This window comes from Acetohalobium arabaticum DSM 5501, assembly GCF_000144695.1.
In the GTDB taxonomy this organism is placed as follows: domain Bacteria; phylum Bacillota; class Halanaerobiia; order Halobacteroidales; family Acetohalobiaceae; genus Acetohalobium; species Acetohalobium arabaticum.
Genome location: NC_014378.1, coordinates 2,064,059 through 2,079,411, shown reverse-complemented (window position 1 = coordinate 2,079,411; position 15,353 = coordinate 2,064,059). Strand labels below are relative to the sequence as shown.

The following is a 15,353-nucleotide window of genomic DNA, read 5'->3' as shown; positions in this document are numbered from 1 at the left end:
GCCTTGATATTATTGCTATCCAAGGCATTATATGATATACTATATATAAAAGGTGATAACAATTGAGTAACCAAAATAATCTAATTCATGCTAGAACATGTGTTTATAATGTTGGCTATCATAAGGAGGTGAGCTAATTGAAGCTAGCTAAATATTTTATTCATAAACCTAATCAAATCCAACAAATTGTATTAGGTTGTTTAGCTTATGCTAGTGCTAGGTTATATAATATCGGCAATTATCAACGTAAAAACTGGTCTAAAGATAGTGATAAAGAGTATCCTGATTGGTATAAACAAAAAAGCAATTAAAAGAAAATTTTTGGTATAAAAATTTACCTTCTCAAACAGCACAGGAAACACTTAAAATTTTAGCTGATAACTGGGATAGTTTTTATCAAAGTAAAAAAGATTATCAAAATAATCCTGATAAATATACTGGTGAACCTAATCCACCTAATTATAAACCTAAAGACAGTAAATTTAACTTCCGTTATCTCAATAATGGTTTTAAAATTATTGATGGTAAGTTAAGATTATCTATTCCTAAACAGTTAAAAAAGTATCTAAAAGAGGAATACTCTATTACCAACAAATTCTTATGGATAAGAGTGCCTAATGAGCTGTTATCCAGTAATAGAGATGTCCTTAACTCAACTACTAGAATTGAGTTTAAACCTTTAAGCGATGATACTTATAAGGTAATCTTAACTTATAAAGTAGATACTCCTACTATTAAAGAAGATAACGGTAATTATTTAAGTATTGATCTAGGCATTAATAATCTAATGACTTGTTACAGTAATCAAAATCAGGAAAGCTTTATTATTGACGGTGGACAATATTTAGCTATTAATCGTTACTTCGACAAACAGATTAAACATTATCAATCTATTTTGAATGGTCAGGGCAAAAAGACTTCTAAACGTATCCAAAATCTATATAAAAAGCGACGAAAACAATTATTTCACTTGATTCATAGTGCAACTAAAAAAGTAGTTAATTACTGTATTGAAAATAATATTTCTAGAGTAATAGTTGGTGATATAAAAAATATTCGTGATGATGCTAACTTAGGCAAACAGAACAACCAAAAACTCCATAAACTACCTTTTGATATTATTTATCATCAATTGGAGTATAAACTTAATTTACAGGGGATTACTTTAATCAAGAAGAGTGAAAAATATACTAGCCAATGTAGCCCTTACAGTAAAAAAGTAACTAAGAAATATGGTGATAAGTCTAATCGTATTAAACGCGGCTTATATGTAGACAAAAATAATAATCAAGCCTTTAATGCCGATAGTGTAGGTTCATTTAATATCTTACGCAAATACTTACAGCAGCGACGTAAAGGAAAAGATATTACTTTGCAGGTTAAAGGTTTATCAAATCCAGTTAAATATAGCTGGAATGATCATCAATTTGCAGCTTAAAAGTAACTCCAAGTCCAGTATTAACTGGATAGGAGTAGTGGCGTTGGACACGTCGAATGGGTAACTTGCTTGATGTTACGGGTAACTCCCATAAAAGCAGGCGACCATGAAGCTCGGTATTTCAATGCCGAGTAGTTCACTTTTGCCTAAATTTATTATGAACATGTATAAACTCAGTGAATGATAAGTATTTCACTGAATGTGATGAAAATGCTTGAGTAAATGAATCATGCTCTTAAAGTAGGTAAGTTGGCCTAGTGACAGATTAATTTGGATTACCGAAAACTAATATTCAATTATAGGATTAAGTTGAAATAACACATTATTACTAGAATATTAAGTATAATTTTTAACCATAATAGAACTGTAATTGAAAGTGGGGTGAGATCAGATGGATAAAAATGAAAGTATTAAATGCAGAGTAAGTAATTGTACTCATTGGGATAGCCAATATTGTACTGCTAGTAATATTGAAGTTGATGTAGATGGTGGAGGGACTAATGCCCCTAATGCGGAAGGAACTAACTGTCATACTTTTGAACCTAGATCATAGTAAATGTTTATTATCCCCTGTTGTTTGCAGGGGATAATTTATTACTGCTTAAAAAAGGAGAGAGAGAAATGGGACATGATCGCTATGATGCAGTAGTTGTAGGAGCAGGTCCGGCTGGGTCTGCTGCAGCGATGTCAATGGCGCAGAATAATCTATCTGTGGCTTTAATTGAACGGGGAGAGCAGCCGGGGAGTAAAAATATGTTTGGCGGCAGCCTTTCTCGTAAGCCAACTGCCGAAGCTATTCCTGAGTTTTGGAAGGAAGCTCCATTAGAAAGAGCTATAGTTAATGAAGAATTATGGTTAATGGATAAGACTTCAGCAGTTAAGGTTGGGTTTACTGGGTTGGAATTTAATAAGTCTCCGTATAATAAGTTTTCCGTTATCAGAAGTAAATTTGATCCTTGGTTTGCTGACCAGGCTGTTAAAGCAGGGGCCCAGTTAATGACCAGTACTTTGGTAGAAGAGTTAGTATATGAAAAGACTGGTTTACTTAACAAGAAGGTTGCCGGGGTAGAATTGGATAGCGGAGAGATTATCCATGCTGATGTTGTTCTTCTGGCAGAAGGAGCCAGTGCTGCTTTAACCCAGGAGGCAGGATTAAGAGAGGAAATAAAACCTTCGAGCCTATTTCTGTATGTTAAAGAAGAGTTAGGTCTACCGGCAGAAAAGATAGAATCTCGTTTTAATCTAGAACCAGGCGAAGGAGCTAATATTGGTATGCTTGGTTATCCTGGATCTGGAATCATTGGGAAAGGGGGCATCTGGACTAATCAAGAATCTATTTCAGTAGTTGTAGGGGGCTATTTAAATCAGATTATCAATAAGGGAGTAAGTCCTTACCAACTTCTTAGTCGGTTTAAAGAACATTCCTTAATTAGTAGGTTACTTGCAGGAGCTGAACCGATAGCCTATAAGGCCCATACTATTCCTAAAGGGGGCTATAATGAAATACCTCAGCTTTATGGAGATGGAGTTTTGGTAGCTGGAGATGCTGCTATGATGGTTACTGGACGTCGGGGGGCCGACCTGGCTATTTTAACCGGACTTTATGCAGCGGAAGTAATAGCTCAGGCCAGAGCTGCCCAGGATTATAGTGCTGAAATTCTTAAGGGGTATGAAAAACGAATTATGAATAGCTTCTTTATGGAGAATATCAAAGAACATAAAGATAGAAAAGAATATTATCAGAACTATTCCGATTCTGATTTTTTATTGACCAAAGCGGCTAATGATGCTGCTTATCGCTTCTTTAAAGTGGGATTACAATCAAAAAAAGATAAGATGAAGACGATTAGGAAGGACTTATTTAATATGCAGCCTACGGATAAGTTAGTTTCAGATCTTTATCATGGACTCAAGAACTGGGGGGATTTTTAATTTCTAATTTTTCCAAAGACCAGAAGACGCCGCTGGATTCTATACCGATTAAAGCAGATGATACTTCCCATATTCAGATTAAAAATAGAGAAGTATGTTTAGAAGAATGTGAAAATAAGCCCTGTACCTATTACTGTCCCACTCGGGTTTTTTCTTGGAGGGGAGAAGAAAATAGAATTGAGATTGACTATACTAGATGTGTCGAGTGTTTAGCCTGTCCTCATGGTTGTCCCCATAATAATATTGCTTGGAGTTTTCCCCAGGGGGGTTATGGGGTTAATTATCAAAATTAAGAATGATATTTTCATAAGAAAGTATGGAGATGGGGGTATCCCCATCTTGTTTAAATATTTCTGTCACAACTGTTTTCTTCACAGGATACGAGATATCTAACAGCAGCATCCAACTCAATCTGGTTCTCTTCTTGGTTATCATTAATTCGAATCATTCCTGGTAATCCCTGTTCGTCTTTCCAATCTAGATATTCCTCCACTACATGTTGGACTGCTTCTTCTGAAAGCGGCTGTTTATGGTCAGAAAGTGTTTCTAAGTATAAATTCCGGGGGATTTCTAAAATTTTATGTCTTACTTCAAAGCAGAAACCATCTGCATTTTTTTCATCTATCTCTGTTAATAAGTCCTGTAAATCGGAAATGAGTATCACATCCTTTGAGAATATTTTGGTTTAATCGTTTAATATATATTCACTTTTCCAGATTATTTTAGTTTATTGAAGCTGCAAATAAATAATAATAAAGTTAAGACTATAAGGAGGAGATTAAAATGACACAACAAATAGTTAAAATCCCTCGCCAACCACAAGAACAGATTTTTACTTTGATAGATAAAGCTTTAGAAGCTGCTAGCCAATTGGATGTGATGTCTCAAAAGGAGCTTGATCGGATAATAAAAGAGATGGCCTTAGCAGGTGTAGATAACCATATTCGATTAGCAGAGTTAGCAGTAGAAGAAACAGAGATGGGAGTTTACGAAGATAAAATAACTAAGAATTTATTTGCTACAGAAAATGTCTATCATGACATTAAAGATAAAAAAACAAAGGGAGTTATCAATCAGGATTCAACTACCGGAATTATAGAAGTAGCTGAACCAGTAGGAGTAATTGCAGCTTTAATTCCAGCTACTAATCCTACTTCTACTGCGTTATTTAAGGCTTTAATTGCTTTAAAAGCAGGGAATCCTGTTATCTTTAGCTTCCATCCCCGGGCTTTTGAATCCAGTAAGGAAACAGCCCGGATCATGCGTAATGCAGCTATAGAGGCTGGAGCACCAGAAGGCTGTATTCAGTGGATAGAGCCTTCCTCAGAAGAGATGACTGATAAATTAATGACACATAGTGATGTATCATTGGTATTAGCCACTGGGGGCGGAAGTATGGTTCAGGCCGCCTATAGTTCAGGAACTCCGGCAATTGGAGTCGGCCCTGGTAATGTACCAGTCTATATAGAAGAATCAGCTGATTTAGAACAAGCAGTACATGATATTACAACTAGTAAAACATTTGATAATGGTACTGTATGTGCTTCTGAGCAGACTTTATTAGTAGATAAAGAGGTAAGCAGTAGAGTAAAAGAGTTATTTGTGAGTTATCATACCTATATTCTGGATGAAGCTGAAAGAAAAAGACTGGAGAAAGTAGCAATAGATTCAGAAACTAAGGCTATGAATCCTAAGGTTGTAGGCCAAAGTGCTACTAAAATTGCTGAGATGGCAGGGATTGAAGTTCCAGATGATACAGTCTTATTACTAGTTCCTTTGCAGGGGATTGGAGCCGGCTATCCCTTGTCAAGAGAGAAGTTAAGCCCCATTTTAGGGGTTCAAGAAGTTGCTGATTATAGAGAGGGGATTGGGAAGATAAGTGAAGTGGTTAACTTTGATGGACTGGGCCATACTGCTGTTGTGCATTCTAACTGCCAGCAGGTGATAGATGAATTCAGAACCAAAGTCAAAACAGGAAGATTATTAGTTAATAATCCAGCAACTTTTGGAGCGGTAGGAGATATTTATAACCACTTACCTCCGTCTATGACCTTAGGCTGCGGGACTTTTGGTGGGAATTCTACTACTGCTAATGTAACTGTTGATCAACTATATAATGTTAAGAGATTAACTGATAGAAAAGTAGAAAGAGAGTGGATTAAATTACCTCCAGAGATCTATTTTAATCCTGGTTCTTTATCCCAATTAAGCAATTTAGAAGGGGAGAAAGCTGTAATAATCACTGATAAAGTCATGGAGGAATTAGGTTATGTTCAACAGACAGCAGAATACTTAGAACAGGCCGAGATAGATTATCAGGTATTTACCGGAGTCGAACCTGATCCTTCAGTAACAACAGTAATGGAAGGGAAAGAAGTTTTAGAAGCTTATGGGGCAGATATTATTATTGCTCTAGGCGGCGGTTCTCCTATCGATGCTGCCAAAGGAATGTGGTTGTTCTATGAATATCCAGAGACTGATTTTAAAGATTTGAAGCTGAGGTTTATGGATATTAAGAAGCGGGTTTATGATTTTCCTGAATTAGGGGATAAAGCTAAATTTGTAGCTATTCCTACTACTAGTGGTTCAGGTTCAGAAATAACCTCCTTTACTGTAATTACTGATAAGGAGAATCAGGTCAAATACCCATTGGTTTCTTATGAGTTAACTCCTGATATGGCAATTGTAGATTCAGAGTTGGCCATGACTCTCCCCCCTAAGATGACAGCCTACACAGGTTTGGATGTGTTAACTCATGGGATTGAAGCTTATGTATCAGTGATGGCTTCTGATTATACTGATCCTTTGGCATTGCAGGCTATTAAGCTTGTTTTTGAATATCTGCCTAGAGCTTATAAGAACGGGACCGAAGATAAAGAAGCTAGAGAAAAAATGCATCATGCTGCCTGTATCGCCGGAATGTCTTTTACTAATGCTTTTTTGGGGATTAATCATAGTTTAGCCCATGTTTTAGGTAGTAAATTTGAAATTTCCCATGGATTGGCCAATGCTTTATTATTACCACATGTAATTAAATATAATGCTCAATCTCCGACAAAATTCGCTCATTATCCTAATTATTCCTATCATCAGGCAGGAGAAAGATATAATGAGTTGGCTAAGGAATTAGGATTAAAAGCAGATAGCCGAGAAAAAGGAGTGAATAATTTAATTCAAGAAATTAAAAATTTAATGATAACTTTAGATCTACCATTGAGCATTGCTGAGTTAGAAATTGATAAACAAGAATTTAAAAGTAAGATTGGAGCCATGGCCAAAATTGCTTATAGTGATCAAGCTACTATAGCCAATCCAAGAAAACCTCTAGTTTCAGAACTCGAAGATATTTACAACAAGGCCTATGATGGACTTAAAGCTTGATATTCATTAAGTGTTGACAGAAGAATAAGAGTATGCTACACTTTAAATACAATAAAACATAGTAATTTACTTGGATTTTACCAAGGGGGATTAAAATGGAAATTAATGATAATATAACTGAATTAATTGGTCAGACGCCACTGGTTAAATTAAATAGGGTTGTACCCAGAGGAGCAGCAGAAGTAGTAGTTAAGTTAGACTCTTTTAATCCCGGCAGTAGTATTAAAGATAGAATAGCACTGAGTATGATAAAAACTGCTGAAGAAGAAGGGAAACTTAAGCAGGGAGGAACAATTGTAGAACCTACCAGCGGAAATACAGGAATTGGATTGGCTCTGGTTGGAACAGCAAAGGGCTATGAAGTTGTTTTAACTATGCCTGATACAATGAGTGTGGAACGGAGAAAGTTATTGTCAGCTTTAGGAGCTAATTTAGTTCTTACTCCGGGACAAGAAGGCATGCCAGGGGCAATTGAAAAAGCAGAAGAATTAGCAGCTGAGAATGATGATTATTTTATGCCTCAGCAGTTCAAGAATTCAGCTAATCCAAATATTCATCGTCAGACTACTGCCCAGGAGATTTTACAGGCTACCGAAGGGGAGATAGATGCTTTTGTAGCTGGTGTGGGTACAGGAGGAACAATTACCGGAATAGGTGAAGTTTTGAAGTCAAAGGTTGATGAAGTAGAGATTATAGCTGTAGAACCAGCTGATTCTCCAGTTTTAAATGGAGGCCAACCAGGGCCTCACAGTATTCAAGGTATTGGAGCTGGTTTTGTGCCTGAAGTATTGAATACAGAGATATTAGATGAAGTAGTTACGATTAAAGATAAAGACGCTGAAATTACAGCCCGAAAATTAGCTGCTGAAGAAGGGATTTTTGTAGGAGTTTCTTCTGGAGCAGCAGTGGCGGTAGCTATTGAAGTAGCTAAACGTTTAGGTCCGGATAATAGGGTAGTGGCTATTGCTCCTGATACCGGCGAAAGATATTTAAGTACTACATTATTTGAAGATGAGGAATGAAAGGAGGAGTAAACATGCAGCTCTCCACTAAAGGAAGATATGGGGTGCGGGCTATGTTCGATTTGGCTCTTCAGCAAAAAGAAGGCCCTATTCCTCTTAAAGAGATTGCTGAAAGACAGAAAATATCCGACAATTATCTGGAACAGTTGATTGCCGTTTTAAAGAATAACAGGCTAGTAGAGAGTGTTCGGGGAGCTTATGGCGGATATTTATTGGCCAAACCGCCAGAAGAAATATCTATTGGAGATATTATTAGAGCCTTAGAAGGGCCAATTGACCTTGCTGATTGTGTAGGAGGTAGAAGTTGTGAATTTGAAGATAACTGTATAGTAGAATTAATCTGGCAAAAGGTTAAAAAAGAAATTGATGATATATTAGATTCAATTACTTTAGAGGATTTATTACAGGAGGCAGCTAATGCTCAACAAGATGATAAACAACATGGATATATGTATTATATATAAAGGAATAAAGGAGGAAGGAAATGTTAGGTCTAGATCAAAATAGAGTAGTAGTAGCAATGAGTGGCGGGGTAGATAGCTCACTAGCAGCAGCGATATTGAAGAAAGAAGGATATGAGGTTATTGGAATTACAATGAAGATTTGGCCTTCCGAAGAAACACCTGTTGATAACGAGAATGGTTGTTGTTCTCTGTCGGCTGTAAATGATGCCAGAAGAGTAGCTTATAAATTAGATATTCCATTCTATGTTATCAATTTTGAAGATTTATTTAAAAGAACAGTAATTCAAAATTTCAAAAATGAGTATGCCCAGGCTCGAACACCTAATCCTTGTGTGGTCTGTAATAAAGTAATTAAGTTTAATGCTTTCTTAAATAAAGCAAAAGAACTGGGAGCATATTATATGGCTACTGGACATTATGCAAAAATAATCCAAAATGAAGATGGAAGATATCTATTGAAAAAATCTGCTGCTCCGGATAAAGACCAAACATATATGTTGTATAATCTGACCCAGGAACAGTTAAAGCATACTATTTTTCCTTTAGCTGAATATACTAAGCAGCAGACAAGGGAGTTAGCAAAAGATTATGATCTAAAAGTATATGATAAACCTGAAAGCCAGGAGATCTGTTTTATTCCCGATGATGATTATAGAAGATTTCTACAAGAAAACCATCCAGAAATTATTGAGCCTGGGCCGATACTGGATGTAGAAGGAAATAAACTGGGTGAGCATAAAGGACTGCCCTTTTACACTATTGGGCAGCGTAGAGGTTTAGGATTAGAGAATAATAAAAAGTTATATGTAGTAGATATGGACCCAGAGCGAAACGCCTTGATTGTAGGAGATAATGAAGATGTATTTGCTAAAGAACTGATTGTAGAAGAGATAAACTGGATTTCAATTGAGAAGTTAACTGAACCTAAGGAAGTACAAGCTAAGATAAGATATAATTCTCCGGCAGCTGAAGCTACTATATATCCTGTGGAGGAAAATGTAGCTAAAGTAGTCTTTGCTGAGCCTCAACGTGCAATTACTCCCGGCCAATCTGCAGTGTTTTATAACCAGAACATAGTAGTAGGTGGTGGAGTAATTAAAGAATAAATTTAAGTAAGATCAATAATGTTCTTACTTATTAGATTTCAGTTGGTAAGATCTTGACAATAGAAGGGATTATTGTTATCATATAAGTGATGATGAAAATCATTTTCATATAAGAAGGTTGAAGTTCATATAGAAAAATTGTAGGTCTCTATGGAAAGGGAATTTTTTTGCAGTTCATTGAAAATGATTTTCGTTTTATTTTAAAATGACTATTAACAAAAAAGGGGTTGATAGCAATGACTTTAGCTGATGTCAAACGAGGAGATGAATTTCAAATTACTACTATTCCTGAGGAGAATGTACGGGCTCAGGCATTGAGATTCGGGATTTCGGAAGGATCAGAAGTTTCTTGTGCGGAAAAAGTACCTGGAGGACCAGTTATTGTAGCTAGAAATTTGCAGGAGATAGCTGTAGGAAGAAACTTAGCAGAACAGATAGCAGTTGAATTACAGGGGAGAGAGGATAGATAACTATGGACTGTTGTGATATTACTCATCAAATTGATATACCTGAAAAGGCTCAAAAAGTAGTATTAGCAGGAAATCCAAATGTAGGTAAGTCTATTTTCTTTAATGATTTCACGGGAGTCTATGTAGATGTATCCAACTATCCCGGAACAACACTGGATATTAGTTCTGGAAAGTACAATGATAAAGTAGTCCTTGATACGCCGGGAGTTTATGGAGTATCATCTTTTAATGATGAAGAAAGAGTAGCTCGGGATGTAATTTTATCGGCTGATGTAGTAGTTAATATTGTAGATGCTGTGCACTTAGAGCGGGATTTATTTTTAACGCAGCAGATTATAGATATGGGTATTCCAGTAGTGATAGCACTGAATATGATGGATGAAGCTCAGGAGAATGGCTTAGATATTGATGTGGATAAGTTAAGCAGAGAGCTTGGAGTACCAGTTATTCCTACTGTAGCTCCTGAAGGCAAAGGATTAGAAGAAGTAAAACGAGTTATTGATACTGCTCAAAAAGGAGAGGTTAGTTTAACTGAAGAAGTAGAAGCTGACTTGAATGAGATGGAGCTTAACCGCCGTGAGGGATTATTGGTGTTAGAAGGCGATGTTAATGTAGCTAATAGAAATAATCTAGAACCTACAGATAAGAAAGAAGAAATTTATCGGCAGCGGCGGGAACGAGTAAATGAAATTACTGATAAAGTGCTTAGTCAAGCTACAGAAGATACTAATTTTAAGGTTAAATTAGGACGATGGATGGTTAGACCAATTACAGGAATTCCGATGTTGTTGGCAGTGCTGTATGGTTTATATGAATTTATTGGAGTTTTTGTAGCCCAGACAATAGTTGATTTTACTGAGGGAGCTGTATTTGCTGAAACCTATGAACCATTTATTAAGGGCATTGTGGGAAATTTAGTAGCTATTGATTCTCTGTTGGGGAAATTATTAGTTGGTCAGTTTGGAATATTAACAATGGCTGTAACTTATACCTTTGGTTTATTGCTTCCGTTAGTAATTGGGTTTTATTTATTTTTATCTTTACTGGAAGATTCAGGTTACTTGCCCCGGGTTGCTGTGTTAGTGGATAGAGTACTTACTTCGTTGGGAATGAATGGACGGGCTATTATTCCTATGTTATTAGGATTTGGCTGTGTAACAATGGCGACTATCACCACCAGATTGTTGGGTTCTAAGCGAGAGCGGATTATTGCGGTCTTCTTATTGGGCTTGGCTATTCCATGTTCGGCTCAGTTGGGAGTGATTGTAGGTTTGATTGCTCCACTGGGAGCGAAATACTTTATGATTTATGTAGCTACTATTGCTGTGGTTTATATCTTAAGTGGAACGTTTTTAAATCGAGTAATGCCTGGTAAGTCTACTGATTTACTAATAGATTTACCGCCGCTTAGATGGCCTAAATTAAGTAATATACTCCGTAAGACCTATATTAAGTCGAAGTCATTTATTAAAGAAGCAGGACCGATCTTTGTAATAGGAGCAGCAGTAGTAACGGTAATGCAGAATTTTGGTATCTTGACAGCAATTCAAGAATTAGTAGCTCCAATTACTGTGGGATGGCTGGAACTACCAAAAGAAGCAGCTACTGCTTTCATTATGGGAATTGTTCGTCGAGACTTTGGAGCTGCAGGATTGACTGATTTAGCAATGACTCCGGTACAGACGATAGTTTCACTGATTACTATTACTCTATTTGTGCCCTGCATTGCAGCGATGATGATCATGATCAAAGAAAGAAACTGGAAAGAATCTCTGGCTATCTGGTTCGGAAGCTGGATTACGGCCTTTGTTGTTGGTGGAATTGTAGCAAAAATATTATAATATTAACTATTAATTCTGTATTAGCAATTGCTTATAAGTAGGTGATAAAGTGGAATGTGATACTGATAAAGCAGTACGGTTTTGTCCACAGTGCAGATATGAAGTAACTGATAAAGAAGTGTTGAGATGTCCGCGCTGTAATAAGATATTACTTAAGAAGTGTTCAGAATGCAATAAATGTAGTTTTACTTGATTTTAAGTTAAATGCAGATTATAATGCAGATACTATAGGGTTTTCGAATCTAACTAAGCATATAGATTTGATAATAATAGGGATGGCAATTGCCATCCCTATTATTATTTAGTTAAAATTAATTTGCTGGTATCTTTAATGACTTAAGGGGGGAGGAGATTATGCAGGAGGTTTCGATCATTGTTGCTTTATTAGCTGGAATAACTTCTTTTGTTTCGCCTTGTGTTTTACCATTAGTTCCGGCCTATGTAAGCTATATAACAGGTAGTGCGGCCCAAAAAGGAAGGCTATTTACTTTAGTTAGAGCTATAGGATTTGTAATTGGTTTTTCAATTATATTTATTTTAATGGGGGCTTCAGCCAGTTATTTAGGCCAGCTGTTTGCTCGGTATCAGTCTATATTTACTAAGATAAGTGGAATTTTAATTATTGTCTTTGGTCTGCAGATGGTAGGGATACTTAAATTCGATTTATTATATAAAGAGGTTAGATTTAAGGGGCCCCAACAAGCAACTAACTGGTTTAGTTCAATCTTAATGGGGATGGCTTTTGCAGCTGGTTGGACGCCCTGTGTAGGAACTGTTTTGGCTTCTATCCTGTTATATGCAGGTTCATCTACCACAGTGGTAACAGGGGTCTTGTTATTAACGGTTTATTCTTTAGGTTTAGGAATTCCTTTTATTTTAACTGCAGTCTTTATTAATAAGTTTACTTCATTATCAAATAAGATTAATAAGTATCTGCCCTTGATTTCTAAGGTTAGTGGAGTAGTGATGATTATCTTTGGAATACTACTTTATTTAAATCAGATTCAGAAGTTGAGTCAGTATTTTTATTGGTAGCATTAATTACTAGAAGAGGAAATTAATATGAATCAGATCTTATTGGATCCGACCAAAGAGATTTCTACAATATATCATATTTCTGCTATTCCTACTCCATATTTTATCGGTCCTGCTGGTAAAATTTTGTAGGTTAAACGGGGGTTAATCTCTAAAGCAGTAGATATTAATTGAATATTTTATAAGAGAGCTATAATCAGTCTGGAAACTGGTAGCTCTCTTTTTTATTCTCTGCTATGATAAATTTTTATCATGCTTGACAAGCTGAATATAATATGGTATCATTTTTCATGAGATAATACCTATGCGGGGTATACGTATAATAATAAAGTATAGTAATTTCCAATAAGTAGATTATAATAATAGAGGATTAAGGAGGGATAGTAATGGAGCAGGCACAACAATTAGAGAGAAGTACTTTAAAGATTGCTGATATGACCTGCGCTAGTTGCGCACAGCGTGTAGAAAGTGCTTTGGATAATACTGAAGGAGTTATAGACGCAACAGTTAACTTTGCAGCTGAAAAGGCAACTGTTGAATTCAATCCAGCCCAAGTTAGTGACTATGATTTAAAGCAAATAGTAGAGGATACAGGATATGAAGTAGTTGAAGAGGAGAAAACAGAAGTAGAAGAGCAAGATGAAGACCAACAAAAGATTGCAAAAGCACGTAGTAAGATGTTATGGAGTTGGGGACTGACGATTCCGATTATCTTATGGATGATTCCCGAGATGTTTTTGGGGATTGCTTGGCCGACAGAGACAGTTTATCATCTGGGAATGATTGCTTTAGCTACTCCGATTCTATTATTGGTAGGACGAAAGACTTATTATACAGCTTATAAAGCTATCTCTCATGGTAGTGCCAATATGGATGTCTTGATTGCGATGGGAACTGGAGCAGCCTTTATAACTGGACCGGCTAGTTTCTTCACCCCATTAGCAGATTACGCTGGAGTAGCCGGGATGATTATGACTTTTCACTTAACAGGCCGCTATATTGAAACCAAAGCTAAAGGTAGAGCTTCCCAGGCAATTAAGAAGTTATTAGAACTAGGTGCCAAGACAGCAACAGTAGTTCGTGAGGGAGAAGAAGTAGAAGTTCCAGTTGATGAAGTTCAAGTGGGAGATATAATGGTTATTAAGCCAGGAGAAAAGGTTCCTACTGATGGAGAAATTATTGAAGGAGAGAGTGCTATAGATGAATCAATGGCTACCGGAGAGTCAATGCCGGTAAAAAAGACAGTAGGAGATGAAGTGATCGGAGCTACGATTAACCAGCGAGGCTTAATTAAAGTTAAGGCTACTAAGGTTGGTAAGGATACCTTTTTATCCCAAGTGATTAAGATGGTGGAAGAAGCGCAGGGCACTAAGGTGCCTATCCAAGAATTTGCCGATAGAGTAACAAGTATTTTTGTACCTACAGTATTAATTATAGCAGCTGTAACTTTTGGTTTATGGCTATTATTCCCTGAGACTTTGAGAGAAGTTACTACCTGGGCAGCAGCTTATCTACCGTGGGTTAATCCTAACTTGGGCTTGATTACAGGAGCTATCTTTGCTACTATAGCCGTTTTAGTAATTGCTTGTCCTTGTGCTTTAGGATTGGCAACTCCAACTGCTCTAATGGTTGGTACAGGAATGGGGGCAGAAAATGGTGTCTTAATTAGAAAAGGCGAAGCAATTCAGACTTTAAAAGAAGTCCATACCATTGTCTTTGATAAGACCGGGACTATAACTGAAGGCCATCCGGCAGTAACTGATTTAGTACCTAGTGAGGGCTTTAGTGAAGCAGAACTATTACAGTTAGCTGCTAGTGTAGAAGCAGGTTCTGAACATCCCTTAGGAGAAGCAATAGTCAGAAGAGCCCAAGAAGATGATTTAACAATAGATGATATATCTGGTTTTGAAGCAATTACTGGTAAAGGGGTGCAGGCCCAGGTCGGTGATAGTCAAGTGTTTGTAGGAAGTAGAAGATTAATGGATGAACAAGATATAGATGTTTCTCCAGTAGAAGACAGAATGAAAACATTGGAGGAAGAAGCCAAAACTGCTATGTTAATTGGAGTTGATAATCAATTAGCAGGAATTATAGCAGTAGCTGACCCTCTAAAAGAAGATTCTAAACAAGCAATTGCTGAACTAAGAGATTTAGGTTTAGAGACAGCAATGATTACAGGAGATAATGAACGAACTGCTAAGGCAATTGCTCAGGAAGTAGGAATTGATCATGTAGTAGCCGAAGTCTTACCTGATGGCAAGGTAGATGAGATTATGAAGTTACAGGATGAATTTGGAACAGTTGCCATGGTAGGAGATGGCATTAATGATGCTCCAGCTTTAACTCAAGCTAATGTAGGAATTGCCATTGGAACAGGGACAGATATTGCGATTGAATCTTCTGATGTTACTTTAGTTAGAGGAAATCTATCTTCAGTAATTACAGCTATTAAGTTATCTCGGGCTACCTTTAGAAAGATTAAGCAGAATCTATTCTGGGCCTTTATCTACAATACAATTGCTATTCCAGTGGCGATTTTGGGATTATTACATCCAATTATAGCTGAAGCAGCAATGGCAACTAGCTCTATTAGTGTAGTTACTAATGCAAACTTATTACGTCGAGTTGATGTGCAGCCGAGGTACTTAGAAAAATAAATGATAA

At 36.7% G+C, this 15,353-nt stretch carries 13 protein-coding genes and 1 pseudogene; 13 read left to right on the top strand and 1 reads right to left on the bottom strand.

Annotation, left to right across the window (positions count from 1 at the left end):
* The first annotated feature begins 137 nt into the window (after nucleotides 1-137).
* The 5 genes and pseudogenes from acear_RS12855 to acear_RS12425 all read left to right on the top strand — a co-directional run bounded on the left by acear_RS12855 (nucleotide 138) and on the right by acear_RS12425 (nucleotide 3,663).
* Nucleotides 138-311, top strand: a complete 174-nt coding sequence (locus acear_RS12855) for a hypothetical protein (RefSeq protein ID WP_245526684.1) — start codon at nucleotides 138-140, stop codon at nucleotides 309-311.
* A 50-nt stretch (nucleotides 312-361) separates the two neighbouring features.
* Nucleotides 362-1,438 (top strand): annotated as a pseudogene (locus tag acear_RS12435) (RNA-guided endonuclease InsQ/TnpB family protein); the annotation flags it as partial.
* Nucleotides 1,439-1,829: 391 nt separating this feature from the next.
* Nucleotides 1,830-1,991, top strand: coding sequence for a DUF1540 domain-containing protein (locus acear_RS12430; protein WP_013278910.1), 162 nt, complete (start codon nucleotides 1,830-1,832; stop codon nucleotides 1,989-1,991).
* A 68-nt stretch (nucleotides 1,992-2,059) separates the two neighbouring features.
* Nucleotides 2,060-3,370: an FAD-dependent oxidoreductase gene (locus acear_RS10065; RefSeq protein ID WP_013278909.1), complete on the top strand. Its 1,311-nt coding sequence runs from the start codon at nucleotides 2,060-2,062 to the stop codon at nucleotides 3,368-3,370.
* Nucleotides 3,355-3,663: a ferredoxin family protein gene (locus tag acear_RS12425; RefSeq protein ID WP_342610022.1), complete on the top strand. Its 309-nt coding sequence runs from the start codon at nucleotides 3,355-3,357 to the stop codon at nucleotides 3,661-3,663. Before acear_RS10065 ends, acear_RS12425 begins: the two co-directional genes overlap by 16 nt.
* 50 nt (nucleotides 3,664-3,713) lie before the next feature.
* On the opposite strand, the gene acear_RS10060 is transcribed toward acear_RS12425, so the two are convergent.
* A complete protein-coding gene (locus tag acear_RS10060; protein ID WP_013278907.1) occupies nucleotides 3,714-4,034 on the bottom strand; it encodes a hypothetical protein in 321 nt (106 codons plus the stop codon).
* 119 nt (nucleotides 4,035-4,153) lie between these two features.
* Between acear_RS10060 and adhE the strand changes: the two genes are divergently transcribed.
* The 8 genes from adhE to acear_RS10020 all read left to right on the top strand — a co-directional run bounded on the left by adhE (nucleotide 4,154) and on the right by acear_RS10020 (nucleotide 15,346).
* Nucleotides 4,154-6,751: a bifunctional acetaldehyde-CoA/alcohol dehydrogenase gene (adhE, locus tag acear_RS10055; protein WP_013278906.1), complete on the top strand. Its 2,598-nt coding sequence runs from the start codon at nucleotides 4,154-4,156 to the stop codon at nucleotides 6,749-6,751.
* Between the two features lie 95 nt (nucleotides 6,752-6,846).
* Nucleotides 6,847-7,773 carry a cysteine synthase A gene (gene cysK / locus acear_RS10050; RefSeq protein WP_013278905.1) on the top strand — a complete coding sequence of 309 codons (927 nt, stop codon included), beginning with the start codon at nucleotides 6,847-6,849 and terminating at the stop codon, nucleotides 7,771-7,773.
* Nucleotides 7,774-7,787: 14 nt separating this feature from the next.
* Nucleotides 7,788-8,237, top strand: a complete 450-nt coding sequence (locus tag acear_RS10045) for an RrF2 family transcriptional regulator (RefSeq protein ID WP_013278904.1) — start codon at nucleotides 7,788-7,790, stop codon at nucleotides 8,235-8,237.
* 20 nt (nucleotides 8,238-8,257) lie between these two features.
* Nucleotides 8,258-9,343 carry a tRNA 2-thiouridine(34) synthase MnmA gene (mnmA, locus tag acear_RS10040; protein ID WP_013278903.1) on the top strand — a complete coding sequence of 362 codons (1,086 nt, stop codon included), beginning with the start codon at nucleotides 8,258-8,260 and terminating at the stop codon, nucleotides 9,341-9,343.
* A 236-nt stretch (nucleotides 9,344-9,579) separates the two neighbouring features.
* The gene (locus tag acear_RS10035; protein ID WP_013278902.1) at nucleotides 9,580-9,813 is read left to right on the top strand and encodes a FeoA family protein; all 234 of its coding nucleotides are present in this window, start codon (nucleotides 9,580-9,582) and stop codon (nucleotides 9,811-9,813) included.
* 2 nt (nucleotides 9,814-9,815) lie between these two features.
* Nucleotides 9,816-11,654, top strand: coding sequence for a ferrous iron transport protein B (gene feoB, locus acear_RS10030; RefSeq protein WP_013278901.1), 1,839 nt, complete (start codon nucleotides 9,816-9,818; stop codon nucleotides 11,652-11,654).
* Between the two features lie 354 nt (nucleotides 11,655-12,008).
* On the top strand, nucleotides 12,009-12,689 hold the full coding sequence (locus acear_RS10025; RefSeq protein WP_013278899.1) for a cytochrome c biogenesis CcdA family protein: 681 nt from the start codon (nucleotides 12,009-12,011) through the stop codon (nucleotides 12,687-12,689).
* Between the two features lie 386 nt (nucleotides 12,690-13,075).
* On the top strand, nucleotides 13,076-15,346 hold the full coding sequence (locus acear_RS10020) for a heavy metal translocating P-type ATPase (protein WP_013278897.1): 2,271 nt from the start codon (nucleotides 13,076-13,078) through the stop codon (nucleotides 15,344-15,346).
* The last annotated feature ends 7 nt before the right edge of the window (nucleotides 15,347-15,353 follow it).

Excerpts from the sequence above, each read along its gene's own strand:
- mnmA (WP_013278903.1), top strand. The coding sequence starts at position 8,258 with ATGTTAGGTCTAGATCAAAATAGAGTAGTAGTAGCAATGAGTGGCGGG.
- acear_RS12430 (WP_013278910.1), top strand. The coding sequence starts at position 1,830 with ATGGATAAAAATGAAAGTATTAAATGCAGAGTAAGTAATTGTACTCAT.
- acear_RS10035 (WP_013278902.1), top strand. The coding sequence starts at position 9,580 with ATGACTTTAGCTGATGTCAAACGAGGAGATGAATTTCAAATTACTACT.
- feoB (WP_013278901.1), top strand. The coding sequence starts at position 9,816 with ATGGACTGTTGTGATATTACTCATCAAATTGATATACCTGAAAAGGCT.
- acear_RS10020 (WP_013278897.1), top strand. The coding sequence starts at position 13,076 with ATGGAGCAGGCACAACAATTAGAGAGAAGTACTTTAAAGATTGCTGAT.
- acear_RS10065 (WP_013278909.1), top strand. The coding sequence starts at position 2,060 with ATGGGACATGATCGCTATGATGCAGTAGTTGTAGGAGCAGGTCCGGCT.
- cysK (WP_013278905.1), top strand. The coding sequence starts at position 6,847 with ATGGAAATTAATGATAATATAACTGAATTAATTGGTCAGACGCCACTG.
- adhE (WP_013278906.1), top strand. The coding sequence starts at position 4,154 with ATGACACAACAAATAGTTAAAATCCCTCGCCAACCACAAGAACAGATT.
- acear_RS10045 (WP_013278904.1), top strand. The coding sequence starts at position 7,788 with ATGCAGCTCTCCACTAAAGGAAGATATGGGGTGCGGGCTATGTTCGAT.
- acear_RS10025 (WP_013278899.1), top strand. The coding sequence starts at position 12,009 with ATGCAGGAGGTTTCGATCATTGTTGCTTTATTAGCTGGAATAACTTCT.